The following is a 19,357-nucleotide window of genomic DNA, read 5'->3' on the forward strand; positions in this document are numbered from 1 at the left end:
AATGGAGACCAAGTTCATGGTCTCCATAAATTTCTTATTTATTAGAAGAAAGACTTACTTAGATAAAAGATCTGTTCTGATGTAGCCTTCCTTTTTCTTAAACTTAACCTTTGTCCATCCCTCTGCATAGCTCTGGATTACTTCTACCTCATCACCATCGTAAGCTACTGCTACCTTAGATGAAGATGTATCCATGCTTGAGCGGATGTTTGTTGTACTCTTGATAGTAATCTTGTCACCCTTGTTTAAGGTCTTAGCTGCAGGTGTCTCTTCCTGAGTCTCCTGAGTCTCTTCTGCTGTATCATTACCATCAGAAAGCTTTACTGCATCCTTTGTAATATATGCCTTTGTTCCGTTGTAATCAAACTTGTAGAAATCACCCTCTTCTCCGTATACAGTGATTTCAACCCCCTTCTGGATAGAGCCAAGTCTGTTACTGTTCTTATCTGCCTGCTCACGTACATTAGCCTTTGCGCTGGTCGTTGCTGTGTATGAGTTTGCCTCTTCCTCAGCAGCCTTTGCAGCCTCTTCAGCGGCCTTAGCGTCTTCCTCTGCCTTTGCCTTTGCTTCTTCCTCTGCCTTTGCGGCTTCTTCTGCTGCGGCAGCTACCTGAACCTGGTAATCAGAATTCCACTGAACAATTGCAGCTGGAAGTGTCTCTGACATAAATGTAGCAAGGCTGGCGTCTTTATCAATAGCATCCTCGTATGCCTCAGTAACCTCAGCTTCTTTATCTAACTTATCCTGCTGACGAATAAATACAGAAATCAAATCAGAAATCTCTGTATCCATCTCATAGATATTATTTGTCTGATTGAAAGAACCATAAATATTGTTTATGAAAAGCTTACCGTCATCATTTGTTTCTACATAGAAGAAATCAAGACCAGGAGCCTGTGTATCAATGTCCTTATATTTAAGATCTACTCTAACAGAACAAAGGTAAGATCCATTCTCAAGGCCATCTTTTGTGAAAACCTTGATGTTATTAAAGCTATCAATGTACTGACTATAGAACTGAATGTAGCTAACTTCCTGATCTGAAACTGGATCGGCTATCTTCTTAAGTGAATCAGTATCTCCAGCTGCGTAAGCTACGTAATAATCACTAATTAATTTATTAAGCTCTTCATTTTTATTTTCTTTGTAATTCTTATAAACACCCTCTACTGATTTATCCTGTGTTGCCGACTTTCCTGTTCCCATAAACAGTACAAATGCCATGCATATAAAAATACAACCAGCCAAGAAATATCTTTTATGTAAAGCGATAAAATCGCCGCAAATTCCTGCTATATATCTAATCTTATCTTTTAACTTTTGAAAATCCATGTATGCCTCCGATGACTTTTGTAGGCTTTTAACTGTAGACGGCCGGATTCGAACCGGCGGTCTTCGGAGTCGGAGTCCGATGCGTTATCCAGCTACGCTACGCCTACTAATTTACTTGCCGATTTATTGTATCACAACTTACTACTCACATCAAATCAGAAAACCTTATTTTGGGAGAAAACTTTAGTTGATAAAAGTGCTAAAGTGTTCTAAAATCATAATAATTTATTTAGGAGGTTATGCAGGTATGAATCCAATTGGTTCCACTAGATTATATTGTTTACTCGGAAATCCTGTTTCGCATAGTATCTCTCCTGCCATGCACAATTTGGCTTTTGATACTCTGGGGCTGGATAACTCTTATATGGCTTTTAATGTTGAGCCTGATGACTTACCAAGGGTTGTTGATGGGTTAAAGGCTGTAAACTGCGGCGGCTTTAATTGTACTATGCCCTTTAAAACAGCAATCATTCCTCTTTTGGATGAAATAGACGAGATTGCGTCCTTGGCTCATTCCGTTAACACAGTAGTTAACATTGATGGTAAACTTCGCGGCTATACAACTGATGGAATCGGATTCTTACAGTCCATGGCTGAGTGTGGGATAAAGTATAAAGGCACCACTATAACTATGCTAGGTGCAGGCGGCGTTGCCACTTCTATTATCACTCAGGCTGCTTCCGAGGGTGTATCAAAGATAAATATTTTTAAACGTAAAAATTCAACCTTTAAAGATACAGTAGAGTATGCCGACAAAATTACAAAGGCAACGGAATGTGATGTTTTTGTTTATGACATGGCAGATAAGGACATTTTAGAATTTTCCCTTCAGGAAAGTGATATCCTTATTAATTGTACAAATGTAGGAATGGGTGACGATGACACCTCTCTTGTTCCAAAGGAATTCCTTCATAAAAATCTCATCGTATGTGACACAATCTACCATCCAGACATGACCCGACTATTAAAAGATGCTGCAGCTGTGGGATGCAAAACCATGAATGGAAAATATATGCTGCTATATCAAGGTGCGGCTGCCTTCAAGCTTTGGACAGGTCAGGAAATGCCAAAAGATGTAGAAAATAAAATTAAAAGAATAGAGGAATAAAAATGAGTTTCAATTATCTAAAAAAAATGCCTTCACCAGAAGAAATAAAGGAAATGCTTCCCGTCCCTGAGAAGGTTCAAGAGCTTAAGCTCAAGCGTGATAAGGAAGTAGCTGATATTATTACTGGAAAAGATGACAGATTCTTATGTATCATCGGACCTTGTTCGGCTGACAATGAAGACGCTGTATGTGAGTACATAAGTAAACTTGCAAGAGTTGCTGAAGATATAAAAGACAAAGTATTAGTTGTTCCTCGTATTTATACAAACAAACCTCGTACAACAGGTAGCGGCTATAAGGGAATTGCCTCTCAGCCTGATCCAAATGAAGCTCCTGATATGCTCGCTGGACTCATCGCCATGAGAAAAATGCATATACGAGCAATGACAGAATCAGAGCTTACAGCTGCTGACGAAATGCTCTATCCTGAAAACTGGGGCTATGTAGATGATCTTCTTTCTTATGTAGCAATCGGTGCCCGCTCTGTTGAGGATCAGCACCACCGCCTCACCGTATCAGGCTTTGACGTTGCATCAGGAATGAAGAACCCAACCTCAGGTGATTTCTCAGTAATGCTTAATTCAGTGTATGCCGCACAGCATCCACATCATTTTACCTTCTCAGGCTACGAGGTAACCACTACTGGTAATCCTCTTGCACACACAATTTTACGTGGCGCTGTTTCAAAGCACGGCAACAGCACTCAGAACTACCACTACGAAGATCTTATTCGTCTTCACAACATGTATGAGGAAATGGATTTAGTAAATCCTGCATGTATTATCGATGCAAATCACTCTAACTCAAACAAACAGTTCAAGGAGCAGATTCGTATCGTAAAAGAAGTGATGCACAACCGCAATCACTCAGATGATATTAAGAAGTTAGTAAAGGGTGTAATGATTGAATCTTATTTAGTTGAAGGATGTCAGCCTATTTCTGAAAACCAGACCTATGGACAGTCTATCACTGATCCATGCCTTGGTTGGGAAGATACCCGTCATCTCTTGTATACGATAGCAGAGAGAAATTAAAGCATAAAAAACCTCTAGTAGCTATCAAGCTCTTAGTTTTGCGCAGTGAAACATGTTAGTTGAACAGTGCAATACTAAGGCTTGAGAGTATAACTAGAGGTTTTCCTTTATGCTGTAAGTCTACCTACTTCAAAAATTGAAATAAGCTCATCATCCTTTTTTCCTACTCCACTAATGAAGCTATCCTCTTTCTTGAGAAATGGTGAAGGCTCGTTAATCTCATCATTAGCTATATTCATTACAGCCTTTACATCATCAACGATAATTCCCATCATCTCGTCATTCTCGAGGTTAAGAACAATAATGCGAGAATCCTTATTAATATTCTCCTCAACATAATTCATTCTCTTACGAAGGCTCATTACAGGAACAACATGTCCACGTAAATTGATTACACCCTTCATATACTCTGGAGCCTTTGGGATACTTGTGATATCTGGAACCATAATAATAGAATTGATTACAGAAATATCAATACCAAATGATTCCTTATCAATATGGAAAACAATATACTGCTTATCTTCATTTTCCACATTCTTCATAACCACTAAATCGTTCATTATTGAATCCTCCTTTATTCTTTATAAAACCTGTTAATAATTAAGCTATTTTAAAGAACTTCATTTCTTCATTTAACTGATCAGCAATGCCCTTAAGGTGTGATGCTGATTCTGCGAGTGTCGATACTGTAGCTGAAAGTTCCTCTACTGATGCACCTGTTGTCTCTGAAGAAGCTGCATTCTCTTCTGAAATAGCAGAAAGAGATGACATTGCATTAGCTACAACTGTGTTAGAAGATACACAAATATCCGCCTCACCAGAAATCTTAGTAACACTGTGAACTGTCTCATCAATATCCTGAAGCATTCCCTGAACTGTATCAAGGGCCTCACCAAGAGCCTTCTGCTGTTCCATATTTCCGTTCATAACATGGCCAGCCGCCTTAACTGCCTGCTCTGCCTCTGCTAAAAGCTCATCCATTAATACTCTGATTTCCTGAGCAAGGTTCTCTGAATCATCAGCAAGCTTTCTAATCTCTTCAGCAACAACTGCGAAGCCCTTACCAGCCTCACCAGCACGTGCTGCCTCAATTGAAGCATTAAGAGAAAGAAGGTTTGTCTGAGCTGCGATACCAGAAATACCCTCAACTCTTTCATTAATATTTGAAACTGCATTCTGTGTTGAAGAAATCTTCTGAGCAATTTCTTCAATCTTAAGAGTCATATCACTGCTTGTATTCTGAAGAACTGCAAGTGATGAGCTAGATGCCTCTGATGCATTCTTCATTCTATCTGCAAGTGATGACATTTCAACAGTTGAATCCTGAACACTTTCAACAGCGTCTGTAATCTGATTTGTGCTCTGTGCTGCAGACTGTACTTCTTCTGCCTGCTGTACTGCACCGCTTGCAATCTGCTGAACTGCAACTGCAACGCTTTCTGCTGTAGCATTAATCTGATCTGCCATCATTGATAACTCTTCTGATGACTCGCCAACATTGCTTGAAGAATCCATAATGCTAGCAACAATACGTGAAAGCTTCTCAATTACTGTATTTGTATAATTTACAATGTGACCAAACTCGTCTTTACGATTTGTAAACTTATCAATATTCTTAAATCTACCCTCTGCAAGAGCTGAAAGTGAATCATTAACTGCAAGGATAGGCTTTGTAAAGCTAACAGCAATAAAGAAAGCAACAAATCCACCAACTAAAATAAGAATTAAACCTAATATATTAGATGTAATGGCACTCATACGTGCTGAATAAAGCACCTCATTTACGGGAACATTCATACATACTGTATAACCAGTGATAGGCTCTTTAACGTATGATGTATACATTAATTCACCCATAGCGCTATTTTCAAAAGTACCAGACTCTTCATCAGAGCCTACGAAAGGTGCATCAGCAATAACGATTGGCTCATCATCAACTGATATTTCCATATAAGAAGCAGCGGCAATAGTTCCGTTCTTATCAACAATAAAGCATGAACCACCTGCATCTACTAAAACATCATGAAGCTGTGCTAAATCATAGCTTCTGTATAATACACCAATTATATTTTTTGTATTTGGCTGGAATACAGGAACGGCAAGACAAATGCTTCTAACACCTGTAGAAGTACTAACCATTACTTCTGAAGCTGTAGTCTGTCCCTTTACAGCACCCTGGAAATAGTCTCTAGATGAAACATCAGAAAGAGCTCTATCATCACTTCTAAGCACCATCTGTCCCTCAGTATTAACAAGATTAATTGAATTACCATCATTAATCTTTGAATTTATATACTGCATTTGGTATTTTACATTTTCTGCCTTCTCTTGATTAAGAAGAAAATCTACTGTATCCTGAGAAGCAGCAATAGTATTTAATGCAGCTTCACCTTCAGCAAAAATAGTATTTAATGCTGCCTGTAAGTACCAAGCAGACCATTCATTCTGCTCCTTAGCTGCAAAAGTTGATTGCTTTGTAGCTGCATAATAATTAACAGAAGTTGATACCAAAAGTGGTATACCTGCTAAAGCAACCATTGCAACAATAAGCTTTGTCTTTACACTTGAAAAAAACGAAATCTTAGCTGTATTAATTTTGTCAGTTTTCTTAGTCTTTTTCATATAAACCTCCATAAAAAATAAACCAAAAACCATAAACCAAAAACAAAAATGCATTTGTGTTATATTTGTGAACACAGAATGAGATTATAACAGGTTTTATAACGTCGTGTTGTATTTATTTAAGTACAATATAGTAATATGTCACAAAATCTTATAGGTTTTATATTGTGATAATGCACAAAAAAATTGTCATTTTTAAAAAACGCCGAGAATTCAAGGCAAAAAAATAGAGATTAAAGAACAATGTCTCTAATCTCTACAAACTGATACTTGATACAGTATCAATCACTAGTTTCTACATTTAACTGCATAAGCCATAATTGCGGCCACTGTTTTAGCATCCTGCAGCTTTCCTGAATAACACATCTCCATAAGATCTTTTAAATCCCATTCTTCAATATCAATTTCCTCAGATTCATCGAGTTTCTGCTCTCCTACTTTTTCAAGCTCAGTAGCAAGATAAACATCGATTAATTCATCGCAAAAGGCTACAGTTGATTTAAGAGAAAGAAGCTTTTCTATTTTTCCAGCTCTATATCCTGTCTCCTCTTCAAGCTCTCTTGCAGCACATACAGCTGTATCTTCATTTACAGAATCTCTTTTGCCCGCGGGAATCTCCAGTGTCTCTCGATTCAGGGCATTTCTATATTGTCTTACCATTAATATCTTTCCATCTGGCTTTACAGCAAGTACACATGCAGCTCCCATTCTATGACTTATAAAGTCCCACTTTTCTGTCTTGCCGTTTGGAAGAAGCATAGTGTCCTCATAAAAATCAAGGATGGCTCCTTGATGTACTAGTTTTCGATCTATTCTTTTGATTTCCTGCATAGTTGTATTCTCCATTAAAAAAGCGGCTGGATAACCAGCCGCCCAGTAATTACTTCGCGTAATCTGTAACTCGTGATTCACGAATTACGTTAACCTTAATCTGTCCTGGATACTCAAGCTGATTCTCAATCTGCTTTGAAATATCCCTCGCCATGATGACCATATCGGCATCTGTAACCTGTTCAGGAACCACCATGATTCGAATCTCTCTACCTGCTTGAATAGCAAAAGATTTTTCAACACCCTTAAAACTGTTAGATATTTCTTCAAGTTCTTTTAATCTGTTTGTGTATGTCTCCATAGCCTCTCTACGAGCACCTGGACGAGCTGCACTGATTGTATCAGCGGCTTGTACAATACAAGCTATAAGTGTTTCTGGCTCTACATCGCCATGATGTGCCTCTACAGCATTTACTACTGTCTGAGACTCTTTGTACTTACGACAAAGATCTGCGCCGAGCTGTACATGAGTACCCTCCTGCTCTCTATCTACTGCCTTTCCAATATCATGGAGTAAACCAGCACGCTTAGCTACTCTAACATCAAGTCCAAGCTCTGCAGCAAGGAGTCCTGATAACTGAGCAACCTCGATAGAATGCTTAAGTACATTCTGACCGTAGCTAGTTCTAAATTTCATCTTTCCAAGTAATCTAAGAAGCTCTGGGTGAATACCCTGAACACCAACCTCGAGAGCGGCTGCATCGCCTTCCTCACGAATCTGCTGTTCTACTTCCTTTTTAGCCTTCTCAACAGTCTCCTCAATTCTTGCTGGATGGATACGACCATCAACAATGAGCTTCTCCAATGCAATACGTGCAATTTCACGTCTAACTGGATCAAAAGCAGATAAAATAACTGCCTCTGGAGTATCATCAATGATAAGCTCAACGCCTGTCATAGTCTCAAGTGTGCGGATATTTCTACCCTCACGACCAATGATACGACCCTTCATCTCATCGTTTGGAAGCTGAACTACAGAAATAGTAGTCTCTGCTACGTGATCTGCTGAGCACTTCTGGATAGCACTAACAACGATTTCACGTGCCTTCTTCTCAGCTTCGTCCTTAGCCTGAGTAAGACTTTCCTTAATAAGCTTTGCTGCGTCTAGTTTGACGTCTTCTTCTACAGATTTTAAAAGTTGTTCTTTTGCTTGTTCGGAGGTAAGTCCTGAGATTCTCTCTAGTTCCTGCACACGCTGTTGATTAAGCTTTGCAACCTCTTCTCGCTGCTTGTTAAGCTGCTGTTCCTGACGAGCGAATTCAGCTTCTCTCTTCTCTACCGCTTCAAGCTTTTTCTCAAGGTTATCTTCCTTCTGAGAAATTCTATGCTCGCTACGCTGAATCTCTGCTCGGCGCTCACGGATTTCCTTGTCGAGATCGTTCTTCTGTCTCATGGCATCTTCCTTTGCCTCGAGCATTGCCTCTCTCTTCTTGGCCTCCGCACTCTTTACAGCCTCATCAATAATCTCACGAGCCTTAGCTTCGGCAGAATCTACTTTATTCTTGCCCTGAGTCTCATGATGCTTATTTGCTGCAAATAGTGTCACAACAACTGCTACAAGAGCAACGATAATTGAAACAATAATCGTTACACCGTTCACAGGAGCACCTCCTTATTAAATTTCTAAATTTTGAATATAAAATAAAAGCTATACTGCTCTCATTTATAAACTTCAACACAATTAGTTTAACTTTATAATGGGCTCATGTCAAGAAAATGTATACTATATATAGTAGTCTGGGCATGAATTAAGTTACCTTCAATTCTATTAAATAAAATTAAACTTAATTAAACCTTAACTTAAGGATTTACTGATTGACTCAGAGGAAAATCCTCTTCCTGCCAAAAATCGATACATCTTTCCTCTGTCTTCATAGGTGGCATTTTCCTTGTCATAACCCTTCTTTTCAAGAAGGCGATTTATCAATTCTTGCTCATCTACTGTGTATTCTTCCTCTAAAACTCGCTCAATAACATCAGATGAAATACCCTTTCCTATAAGGTCCTGACGGAGCCTGTTGCGACTGCGGGAATCCTGATAAAAACGAACATGACTGGCAGCCATGCGGGCATCATCCAAATAGCCATAGTCATTAATATAATCTATGGCTATATCGACGATGTCTGATGGGTATCCGCCTTCTTTCAGCTTATCCCTAAGATTCTTTTCAGAACGATCCTGCTTTTCAAGTAGGTGAAGGGCACGCTTCTTACAGCGAGGGATGAGAATCTCCCTGCATATCTCCTCATAAGAAGCCTCGCTAAGCTCTGCTCCCTCTTCTATACCATAGCTCTCATATTCTTTTTTATATAGAACAAAATCTGCCCCGTTGTCGAGACAGATTTTTGCTCTTCCCTTGGATAATTTTACAAGAGATGTAATTTCCATAATTAATCAATAACCTCTGTAGGTATATCTTCTTTTTCGCCACCGATAAGGCCAACTTCGTTCTCGTCAGTCTCTTTGTAGTAATCACGGATAGCAGCTGCGATTTCCTCGCAAACCTCTGGATTCTGCTTAAGGTAAACCTTAGCATTCTCACGACCCTGACCAATCTTCTCGCCAAGGTATGCATACCATGCACCAGACTTCTGAACGATATCAAGATTTGTAGCTACATCAAGGATGTCTCCCTCACGTGAGATACCCTCACCAAACATGATATCGAATTCTGCCTCACGGAATGGAGGTGCTACCTTATTCTTAACAATCTTAGCACGTGTTCTGTTACCAATTACCTCACCGTTCTGCTTAAGAGCCTCGATACGGCGTACATCGATACGAACTGATGCATAGAACTTAAGAGCACGACCACCTGTGGTAGTCTCAGGATTTCCAAACATAACGCCAACCTTCTCACGAAGCTGGTTGATAAAGATAACTACGCAGTTTGTCTTGGCAACGATACCTGTAAGCTTTCTCATGGCCTGTGACATAAGACGTGCATGAAGACCAACGTGGCTGTCTCCCATATCTCCATCGATTTCTGCCTTTGGAACAAGGGCTGCAACTGAATCCACTACGATGATGTCCATAGCACCTGAGCGTACCATAGTCTCTGTAATCTCAAGAGCCTGCTCACCGTTATCAGGCTGAGAAATGTATAAATCGTCGATGTTAACACCGATTGCCTTAGCATACTTAGGATCAAGAGCGTGCTCAGCATCGATGAAACCAGCGATACCGCCTGCCTTCTGAACCTCTGCTACTGCGTGAAGTGCAAGTGTAGTCTTACCAGATGATTCTGGTCCATATATCTCAATGATACGACCCTTAGGGAAGCCACCCTGACCAAGTGCAAGATCAAGGCTGATAGAACCTGTAGGAACTGTCTCCACCTGGATATTAGCTCCCTCTCCAAGCTTCATAACTGAGCCCTTACCGTACTGCTTCTCGATCTGTGAAATAGCCGCATCTAATGCTTTAAGCTTATCTTCATTTGCCATTTTATAAAACCTCCGTTCGGAACAACTGTTCGTTCTTTTAATATAATAATAGTGAAATGGGTATTAAATGTCAACAATAAAATGGGATAAAAAATCGAAAAAAACAAAAACAAAAAAGACAGTGGCGAACGCCACTGCCCAATAATATACAATCCAAAATTTATTTAGTCAAGCACTAATTTGTACCGAACTCAGAAAGAACGAGACCCTCGTTTCTATCAAGAACCATACCTACAGACCATGAATTTACAAATAATAAAAGAGGTCTGTCCTTAAGATCTTTAATCTTCTTCATATCAGAAGTACCAGCAATCTTATTAATGTCGTAATCTCCTTCAATCCATCTGATATGCTCATATGGAAGGTTCTCAAGACCGATTTCTACATTATATTCGTTGTTCAAACGATATTTTAAAACGTCAAACTGAAGAACACCTACAACACCTACGATGATTTCTTCCATACCTGTGTTGTACTCCTGGAAAATCTGGATAGCACCTTCCTGTGCAATCTGTGTGATTCCCTTCATGAACTGCTTACGCTTCATGGTATCAATCTGACGAACACGTGCGAAATGCTCTGGTGCGAAAGTAGGAATACCCTCGAACTTGAATGGCTTCTTAGCAGAAGTAAATGTATCACCAATGCTGTAAAGACCTGGATCAAATACACCAATGATATCTCCGGCGTATGCCTTGTCTACTATCTTACGCTCATCAGCCATCATCTGCTGTGGAGCAGAAAGCTTAGCCTTACGCCCCCCCTGAACATGTAAATAATCCTTTGAGGCATCGAAAGTACCAGAACAAATACGAAGGAAAGCTACTCTGTCTCGGTGAGCCTTGTTCATGTTTGCCTGAATCTTAAATACGAAAGCTGAGAAATCCTCAGAGAAAGGACTAATCTCGCCAGCGTCACTCTTACGAGGAAGTGGGCTGTAAGTCATCTGAAGGAAATGCTCAAGGAATGTCTCAACACCGAAGTTTGTAAGAGCTGAACCAAAGAATACTGGTGAAAGCTCTCCGGCTGTAACTAATTCCTGATCAAATTCAGCACCAGCACCATCAAGAAGCTCAAGCTCCTCCATAAGCTGATCGTACTTATCCTGACCGATTTCATCCTTTAAAGCTGGATCGTCGATAGATAAGATACGCTCCTCGCCCTGCTTTGTACCCTTCTGTGTATCAGAGAACATGCGGACACAGCGTGTATTTCTATCGTAAACACCCTTGAATTCCTTACCTGAACCGATTGGCCAGTTTACAGGAACTGTAGCGATACCAAGCTCATTTTCAATATCATCAAGAAGCTCAAATGTATCATTTGCATCTCTATCCATCTTATTGATGAATGTAAAAATAGGAATGTGTCTCATAACGCAGACCTTGAAAAGCTTACGTGTCTGTGCCTCAACACCCTTTGATGCATCGATAACCATTACAGCTGAATCTGCTGCCATAAGTGTACGATATGTATCCTCTGAGAAGTCCTGATGTCCAGGTGTATCAAGGATATTTATGCAATAACCGTCGTACTCGAACTGAAGAACAGAAGATGTAACCGAAATACCTCTCTCCTTCTCGATCTCCATCCAGTCGGATACTGCGTGACGAGCTGTAGCCTTACCCTTTACAGAACCTGCAAGGTTAATCTGTCCTCCATAAAGAAGGAATTTCTCTGTAAGAGTGGTCTTACCAGCATCGGGATGGGAAATAATCGCAAATGTACGACGTCTCTTAATTTCTTCTTCAACTGTAAAAGCCATTTAAAACCTCCATGTATCTAAACCGAAAAATAGCCTATACCGCCGTAACGATATAGGCCATAAATTCAAAATTGTAAGCTGTAAATTAGTATTTACGCTTTCTAGCAGCCTCAGACTTCTTCTTACGCTTTACTGAAGGCTTCTCATAGTGCTCACGCTTACGAATCTCCTGCTGGATACCAGCCTTAGCACAGTTTCTCTTAAATCTACGAAGAGCGCTGTCTAATGACTCGTTTTCTTTAACTGTAACATATGACATAGTCTAATCCTAACCTCCCTCCATTTGGGGACTTGTACTCATTAATCTAAAAGCACTAACAAGCATTTTAACACAAAATCAAGTTTTGTCAACCCAATTTTTAATATAACTACGCAAGTTACGGTCTCAAGCCTTAATATTGCTTTCGTCAACTAAAATGTTTCCTTCAGCAACATTAAGAGCTTGATACCTACTTGCTTAATCTTCTTAGTTTAGCATGCCCTCTAATGCAGTTTTTGCTTCTGCTAACGCATCAGCGATACCTGCTGGATTCTTGCCGCCGGCCTGTGCCATGTTTGGACGACCGCCGCCGCCACCGCCAACCTTTGGTGCGATAGCCTTAACAAGATTTCCTGCATGTGCGCCCTTAGCCTGAGCATCATCTGTAGCCATAACTACAAGATTTACCTTGCCGTCGCAATCAGATGCAAGAACAACTACACCCTCGCCGAGCTTTGTCTTGAGATCGTCGCCAAGATCACGAAGGCCGTTCATATCTACACCTGAAACTGATGTAGCAAGAAGCTTAACACCCTTAACCTCGACAACTGAATCCATAACATCACCAACAGCTGCCTGTGCAGCCTTAGCCTTAAGAGAATCAAGCTCTGAGTTTGTCTCCTTAAGCTGCTTCTGAAGGTGCGCAATCTTCTCTTCAACCTCTGCTGGCTTACACTTAAGTGCTGCAGCTGCAGCGTTAAGCTTTGCCTCAAGATCTGCATAATATTCGAATACTGCAGTACCAGTGATAGCCTCGATACGACGTGTACCAGCAGCTACACCAGACTCAGAAAGAATCTTAAATGCTGAAATCTCTGATGTGTTTGCAACGTGTGTACCACCACAAAGCTCTACAGAGAAATCACCCATCTTAACTACGCGAACTGTATCGCCATACTTCTCACCGAAGAGAGCCATAGCACCGCTCTTCTTTGCCTCGTCGATAGACATAATAGCTGTCTCAACAGCAAGGCCTTCAGCGATCTTCTCGTTAACCATCTTCTCTACCTTAGCAATTTCCTCAGAAGTCATTGCCTCGAAGTGAGAGAAATCGAAACGTGTTCTGTCAGCATCCTGGTAAGAACCCTTCTGCTCTACGTGTGTACCAAGTACCTCACGAAGTGCCTTCTGCATAAGGTGAGTAGCTGAGTGGTTCTTGCAGATGCGAGCACGACGCTCAGCATCAACAGTAAGTGTAACCTTCTCGCCTACCTTAATCATACCAGTAGTCATCTCACCAACGTGACCAATCTTTCCACCCTTAAGCTTGATTGTATCCTTAACAGTGAACTGACCATTAGGAGTAGAGATAACACCTGTATCACCAATCTGACCACCCATTGTAGCGTAGAATGGTGTCTCAGGAACGATGATTGTACCAATCATTCCCTCAGCAAGTGTATCAACAATCTCTGCCTCTGTTGTAAGTACTGTAACTGTAGACTCTGATGTAGTCTTATCGTAGCCTACAAACTCAGATGTAACAGAAAGATCGATATCATCGTAAACAGATGCATCAGCACCCATGTAGTTTGTCTCTTTACGAGCAGCACGAGCTGTCTGACGCTGCTTCTCCATGCAAGCCTCGAAGCCTGCAGCATCGTATGTGAAGCCCTTTTCCTCAAGAATTTCTGCAGTAAGATCTACAGGGAATCCGTAAGTATCGTAAAGCTTGAATGTATCCTCACCTGAAAGCTCCTTAGAACCAGCTGCAACAAGCTTCTCTTCCATACCAGCAAGAATCTCAAGACCCTTGTCGATAGTCTTATTGAACTGCTCTTCCTCAGCTGTGAGAGTCTTGAAGATGAACTCTCTCTTCTCCCAAAGCTCTGGATAACCGTCCTTACATTCGTTGATAACTGTCTCTGAAAGCTTAGCCATAAAAGTACCCTTGATACCAAGTGCACGACCATGCTTTGCAGCACGACGAATAAGACGACGAAGAACGTATCCTCTACCCTCATTTGAAGGTGTAACACCATCAGAAATAAGGAATGTAGATGAACGAATATGATCAGTGATAAGACGGATAGAAACATCATCAAGAGCATCTACCTGATACTTCTTTCCTGACATCTCGCAAATCTTATCACGAATAGCCTTCATTGTATCGATATCAAATACAGAATCAACGTCCTGCATAACAACTGCAAGTCTCTCAAGACCCATACCTGTATCGATATTCTTCTGAGAAAGCTCCTCATAACCGCCGTGGCCATCACCATTGAACTGTGTGAATACGTTGTTCCAAACTTCCATGAAGCGGTCGCAATCACAACCAACCTTACAATCAGGCTTTCCACATCCGTATTTCTCTCCACGGTCGTAGTAAATCTCTGAACAAGGACCACATGGACCAGCGCCGTGCTCCCAGAAGTTGTCACATTCGCCTGTCTCTGGATCACGATAGAAACGTGTGATGCGCTCTGGAGCTACACCAACTTCCTTTGTCCAGATTTCGAAAGCTTCCTCATCCTCTCCGTAGATAGATGGGTAAAGACGATCTGCATCGAGCTTAAGAACCTCTGTTAAAAACTCCCAAGACCATGCGATTGCCTCGTGCTTAAAGTAATCTCCGAATGAGAAGTTACCAAGCATCTCAAAAAAAGTAAGATGGCGAGCCGTCTTACCTACATTATCAATATCACCTGTTCTAACACATTTTTGACAAGTAGTAACGCGCTTTCTTGGTGGAATCTCCTGACCTGTAAAGTATGGCTTGAGTGGTGCCATACCAGCGTTGATGAGCAACAAAGAGTTGTCATTCTGTGGTACAAGAGAAAAGCTATTGAGGCAAAGATGATCCTTGCTCTCAAAGAACTCCAAGTAGGCGCGTCGTAAATCATTAACACCGTTATTCAAAACAAAGTCCTCCAAAATATATTACTTGGAAGAAGACGAAGAATTACTCCTCAATACCTTCTTTCCTATTTTTTGACTTGCGAAGCTTAACTCCAATGAAGCCTCCGCAGATGCCTAGCGCAACCAGTATGATCATTTTAATCAGATAACTTGCAAAAGTAGATAAAAATGCAGACATGGCAATTCCTCCTAAATCACAATTTATAATACTAATTAAACCTGTATTACATACTTACTCAAATTATAATCCAAAGTGTTTTTAAATTCCACTGTATTTCAGAAAAATAACAATAAAATCACTAAAATAACCTGGCATAATAAATAACTATTTCTAAGTAGACCTACAGCCTTTCTAATATCCTTGGCATCTGCCACCTTATCATCATCTCCTATCAGCCCATTTTCTAAGGCAATATCAAGAGCTCCCGCAAAAGCTGATACACTTCCCTGCCCATCTCTCAGGTGAATGTATCTGGCGTTTTTGCCATTAAAACCACCAAAGGTATGACGAGCGGCAAATACAACGATTGCACTGCTAACTCTTGATGGAAGCCAATCCACCACCTTATTAACACTCACAATAGGCTGACCAAAAAATTCGTATCTACGATTTTGGGCTACACTATTACCTATTCTATCCTGAATCAGCATCAAAGACCTATAAAGGAAGCCTCCAACTGGTCCAAATAAAAACATAACCAACAAGGATGACAGCACACTACGATCAGTCTCTTTAGCAATATACGTAATTACGTTTTTTGTAACGTTTGGCTCTGTATCGGCATTCTCCTCTTGATTCATAAGAATACCTGCTGAATGCTTCATAGCATCAATACCATCACCATAAAAATCATCAGTCACTCCAAGACCGCCATAGTACAAGCGATGATAATCCAAGCAGAAATAGGTAGCCACAGCCTCAAAAAGTACACCAAAGGAAGGTGCAATTTCGTAGCACAATATGTTAAAAAACAGGATGATTAAAAATACTGGCGCTACGACAATGACTATAAGCCATCTTCCAAAGCTTCTTTGTTTTGAAGGCTCAAGAAGGATAATCTCATCCCCCAGTAAAGCCCTGTCCAGGAATTCTACCAGTCTTTTGATGGTATCCATAGGATTCCACAGGCTATAAATTCTCCCGAAAACAAACTCTAAAATTGTCCCTAATAATAACGCTAGAATGTGTAGTTTAAACATTACTCTATCCCTTGTATATAATTATTTTGTCTTACGTTTATGATAGAACTGTAACTGTTGAACGTACCCCTGAAATCCGCCATAGGAGCCATTAATATAATCAAGATAATCCTTCTTGGAATAGTCTTTGTAATCCTCAGTTATTATCTTTTTCATCCAGGTATCAATTGGATAACTTTCCATGAAATGGAAGCCGTAAAGCATAATGCAGTTGGCAACTTTTGGTCCGATTCCTTTTATTTCAAGAAGCTTGTTATAGGCTTCATCATAGGGAAGTTTGCTAATCTTTTCTATATCAAGCTCTCCAGCTACCACCTTTTTCGAAATGCCAATTATATAATCTGCTCTGTATCCAAGAGCTGTTCCATCCATCAGCTCCGACTCTGGAATATAAGCCAGTGTGTCTGCCTTTGGAAAATGAATACCATCAGAATATCTGTCACACAGAATCTGTATAGATTTTTTTATCTTAGGAATGTTGTTATTTTGAGAAATAACATAAGAGATAAATACCTCCCATAAATTCTGTCTGAGAATCCTCATCCCAAAAGAATCCTTTAAGGAATCCTTCAAAAAATTATCATTGCTACTGCGAATTTTATCATTGTAGGCAATGTAATCTGTGTCAAAATCAAAATATCTCTGCCAGAAATCCCACTGACTTTCCTCACAGGCAAAGTCCCAGGTATCTTTTTCTTTGTTTAAATAAAAATATATATCATTATCTCCTGAACAGGCGCTGTAGGTGTCTGGCATACCATCTGCACCCTTTGTTTCCCGCTTCATTCTGAAAACTTGACCAGAGTTCATGATGACCTCTGGATCAAACTCTTCGGGAGTTAATTTCTTGCTAAAAATCATTCTAGTCCTCTATTTCAAAAATCATATTTTCTTGATCAATATCTATTATCCGATCTTTAAGGTTCGCCATTCCCGGCCTTCCCTTAAATCTTTCAATCCATTTATATTCACCCCACATATGCATAGGGAAAATATAATCGCATTCAATATTCTTTACAAAATGCTCCATTCCAAGGAAATAGCCATCCTCTCCCATTCTGGAATCAAGCACTACAAAAGCTAAATCAAAATGTCGATTTGCAATTGGCTTTAAGGCGCGCTTATATTCTCTGCCATAAACCTCACCGTAAAGCTCCCCTCGTCCTTCTGCATTCCACCAATTCAAATCACCAGCATGATAAATATTCATGCCATTTACATTGATTACAAAGGCCACTCCTGCATCCGTAGAACGAAGAGTTTCAATTGTCATATCGTCTATACGATATTTTTTAAGTGGTGCTACAAAGGTTATCTTATCTTTTATAGATAAATCAAAACCATTTCGAATCAAGTAATTTCTACCAAGTCGAATATCTTTTGAAAGAATAAATTTAACATTATTTCTTCCCTCTGCAAGTCTAAGATTTTCCAACCACCAATGATCCTTGTGGCTGTGACTTGCAAACACATACAAGGCCTTCTCTGGAGAAAGCTCCGGCAAAGAACCATGATATTCTACAACTTCCGCACAAACCTCTTTATTAAAATAATCAAACAACAAGTATCTATCATCCAGCTCCACCAAAAAAGAGCTATGCATCAAGTAATAAACCTTAGTCATTATTCAGGCCCTTCTTTAATTACAATTTCTTATTAACAAAACTCCCCAATTAAAGATAATTATAGCAAAAAAGCCCGGACAGATAAACTGTCCGGACTTAAAATAATCTGTATAACTAATTACTTAGCTGCACGAGCCATAGCTTCTTCGTAATCCTTTGTACCTTCGAATACTGGAGCAGAATATGGATTGTGTCCAAGTCTGATAGAGTTTCTAATGATAACTGCAATACAAATTACGTTAGCTGCTAAAGCTGCCATTGCTACAAAGCCCTGCATTGTAGGATCTGCTGTGATACCCATTGCTGCAATAGCCTCACCAGCTGCTGCTGTCTTGCCCTGGCCTGCATTGTAAAGAGCGATAGCCTGCTCGTAAAGATCCATTGTTGTGATACCAGCCTCTGTAGCGCCACCGTATACACGAGGAAGAACAGCTGCAAATGTACCCTTTAACTGGAAGAGAGGTACTACCTGTGCCCACATGCACCAAATTGCAAGTGTATTAGCACGGTTCTGGATCCAAGCACCCTTGTTCCAAAGTGCATTAGCAAATGTAGGAGCAAGAAGAAGTGCAACACCACAGTACCATGTATGTGTAGGAAGATTTAAGTATGTGTACTCGAAGTTCCATACATCATATGCAATAATGAACCAAACTGTCATATCTGGCCAAATCATATCTGACTGGTTCTTGTCGTTTGATGTGTAAAGCTTTACACAACCTGTCATACAGAAGATGTTGATCATACCAGCGATAGCGTTAACAACGTTCCACCATCCACCGTAGATGAATACACCTTCGTTTGAAGCCCACCAAGCACCAGAAAGTGTACCAGAAATCTGATAAGCAGCAAGAGCTGACTCCATATCTGATACGTTAGCAATCATGATGTTTGCTGCAACGATGAACCATGGCCACCAAGCGAACCATTTTTCCTTACCAATGCCCCACTTGTACTTGATCATCATGAAGCCGACACATCCGATGTCTGCAGCATAAAGTTTAAAGTAGTGGAACCAACCATCCATGTAAGCTACTGTTGGATTAGCAGAACCACCGAACATACCAACATGTGCAAGAATAAAGTAAACAGTAAGAATAGCTGGGATGATTACGAAGATAATCATACCGCCGACCTTAGTGCGACGTCCAAGCTCATTCATAATAATTAATCCAGCAAATACTAAGCACCAGCCAAGGATCTGCCAAAGATTAGTAATTTGGAAAAGCATATTTCCATCCTCCTTAATTATTTAAATATACGAGAAACGAT

Annotated in this window: 17 protein-coding genes and 1 tRNA gene; 2 read left to right on the plus strand and 16 right to left on the minus strand. The window is 40.2% G+C overall.

The window, feature by feature from the left end; genetic code table 11:
- Positions 1–54: 54 nt before the first annotated feature.
- Both BMZ41_RS02160 and BMZ41_RS02165 read right to left on the minus strand, forming a co-directional pair.
- Entirely contained in the window at positions 55–1,332 is a 1,278-nt protein-coding gene (locus tag BMZ41_RS02160; RefSeq protein WP_090165986.1) for an SH3 domain-containing protein, read from the minus strand.
- A gap of 33 nt (positions 1,333–1,365) precedes the next feature.
- Positions 1,366–1,439 (minus strand) — tRNA-Arg (locus BMZ41_RS02165).
- 140 nt (positions 1,440–1,579) lie between these two features.
- On the opposite strand from BMZ41_RS02165, the gene BMZ41_RS02170 reads away from it, so the two are divergent.
- Entirely contained in the window at positions 1,580–2,440 is an 861-nt protein-coding gene (locus BMZ41_RS02170; RefSeq protein WP_090165984.1) for a shikimate dehydrogenase, read from the plus strand.
- A 2-nt stretch (positions 2,441–2,442) separates the two neighbouring features.
- Entirely contained in the window at positions 2,443–3,474 is a 1,032-nt protein-coding gene (locus tag BMZ41_RS02175; protein ID WP_090165982.1) for a 3-deoxy-7-phosphoheptulonate synthase, read from the plus strand.
- A gap of 107 nt (positions 3,475–3,581) precedes the next feature.
- On the opposite strand, the gene BMZ41_RS02180 is transcribed toward BMZ41_RS02175, so the two are convergent.
- The 14 genes from BMZ41_RS02180 to BMZ41_RS02240 form a co-directional block, all read right to left on the minus strand.
- Entirely contained in the window at positions 3,582–4,034 is a 453-nt protein-coding gene (locus tag BMZ41_RS02180) for a chemotaxis protein CheW (protein ID WP_090165980.1), read from the minus strand.
- A gap of 40 nt (positions 4,035–4,074) precedes the next feature.
- Entirely contained in the window at positions 4,075–6,096 is a 2,022-nt protein-coding gene (locus BMZ41_RS02185) for a methyl-accepting chemotaxis protein (RefSeq protein ID WP_090526641.1), read from the minus strand.
- Between the two features lie 288 nt (positions 6,097–6,384).
- On the minus strand, positions 6,385–6,927 hold the full coding sequence (locus BMZ41_RS02190) for an NUDIX hydrolase (protein WP_090526643.1): 543 nt from the start codon (positions 6,925–6,927) through the stop codon (positions 6,385–6,387).
- Positions 6,928–6,976: 49 nt separating this feature from the next.
- On the minus strand, positions 6,977–8,527 hold the full coding sequence (rny, locus tag BMZ41_RS02195; RefSeq protein ID WP_177184132.1) for a ribonuclease Y: 1,551 nt from the start codon (positions 8,525–8,527) through the stop codon (positions 6,977–6,979).
- A gap of 195 nt (positions 8,528–8,722) precedes the next feature.
- Positions 8,723–9,316, minus strand: coding sequence for a regulatory protein RecX (locus tag BMZ41_RS02200; RefSeq protein WP_090526645.1), 594 nt, complete (start codon positions 9,314–9,316; stop codon positions 8,723–8,725).
- A gap of 2 nt (positions 9,317–9,318) precedes the next feature.
- Complete coding sequence (gene recA, locus BMZ41_RS02205) at positions 9,319–10,374, minus strand: recombinase RecA (RefSeq protein ID WP_090165971.1); 1,056 nt, start codon at positions 10,372–10,374, stop codon at positions 9,319–9,321.
- Between the two features lie 175 nt (positions 10,375–10,549).
- The gene (locus BMZ41_RS02210) at positions 10,550–12,139 is read right to left on the minus strand and encodes a peptide chain release factor 3 (RefSeq protein WP_090526648.1); all 1,590 of its coding nucleotides are present in this window, start codon (positions 12,137–12,139) and stop codon (positions 10,550–10,552) included.
- Between the two features lie 85 nt (positions 12,140–12,224).
- The gene (gene rpsU / locus BMZ41_RS02215; RefSeq protein ID WP_015549455.1) at positions 12,225–12,398 is read right to left on the minus strand and encodes a 30S ribosomal protein S21; all 174 of its coding nucleotides are present in this window, start codon (positions 12,396–12,398) and stop codon (positions 12,225–12,227) included.
- A gap of 207 nt (positions 12,399–12,605) precedes the next feature.
- Entirely contained in the window at positions 12,606–15,260 is a 2,655-nt protein-coding gene (gene alaS, locus BMZ41_RS02220) for an alanine--tRNA ligase (protein WP_090526650.1), read from the minus strand.
- A gap of 43 nt (positions 15,261–15,303) precedes the next feature.
- Positions 15,304–15,438, minus strand: coding sequence for a hypothetical protein (locus BMZ41_RS15905; RefSeq protein WP_255405294.1), 135 nt, complete (start codon positions 15,436–15,438; stop codon positions 15,304–15,306).
- Positions 15,439–15,536: 98 nt separating this feature from the next.
- The gene (locus BMZ41_RS02225; protein WP_090526652.1) at positions 15,537–16,460 is read right to left on the minus strand and encodes a cobalamin biosynthesis protein; all 924 of its coding nucleotides are present in this window, start codon (positions 16,458–16,460) and stop codon (positions 15,537–15,539) included.
- A gap of 21 nt (positions 16,461–16,481) precedes the next feature.
- Entirely contained in the window at positions 16,482–17,321 is an 840-nt protein-coding gene (locus BMZ41_RS02230) for a DNA-3-methyladenine glycosylase 2 (protein WP_090526654.1), read from the minus strand.
- A 1-nt stretch (position 17,322) separates the two neighbouring features.
- Positions 17,323–18,084, minus strand: coding sequence for an MBL fold metallo-hydrolase (locus BMZ41_RS02235; protein ID WP_090526656.1), 762 nt, complete (start codon positions 18,082–18,084; stop codon positions 17,323–17,325).
- 119 nt (positions 18,085–18,203) lie between these two features.
- Positions 18,204–19,316 (minus strand): DUF5692 family protein, encoded by a 1,113-nt coding sequence (locus BMZ41_RS02240; protein ID WP_090165960.1) that lies wholly within the window; start codon positions 19,314–19,316, stop codon positions 18,204–18,206.
- Positions 19,317–19,357: the final 41 nt, after the last annotated feature.

The sequence above is a fragment of the Pseudobutyrivibrio sp. UC1225 genome (assembly GCF_900115215.1).
GTDB lineage: Bacteria > Bacillota > Clostridia > Lachnospirales > Lachnospiraceae > Pseudobutyrivibrio.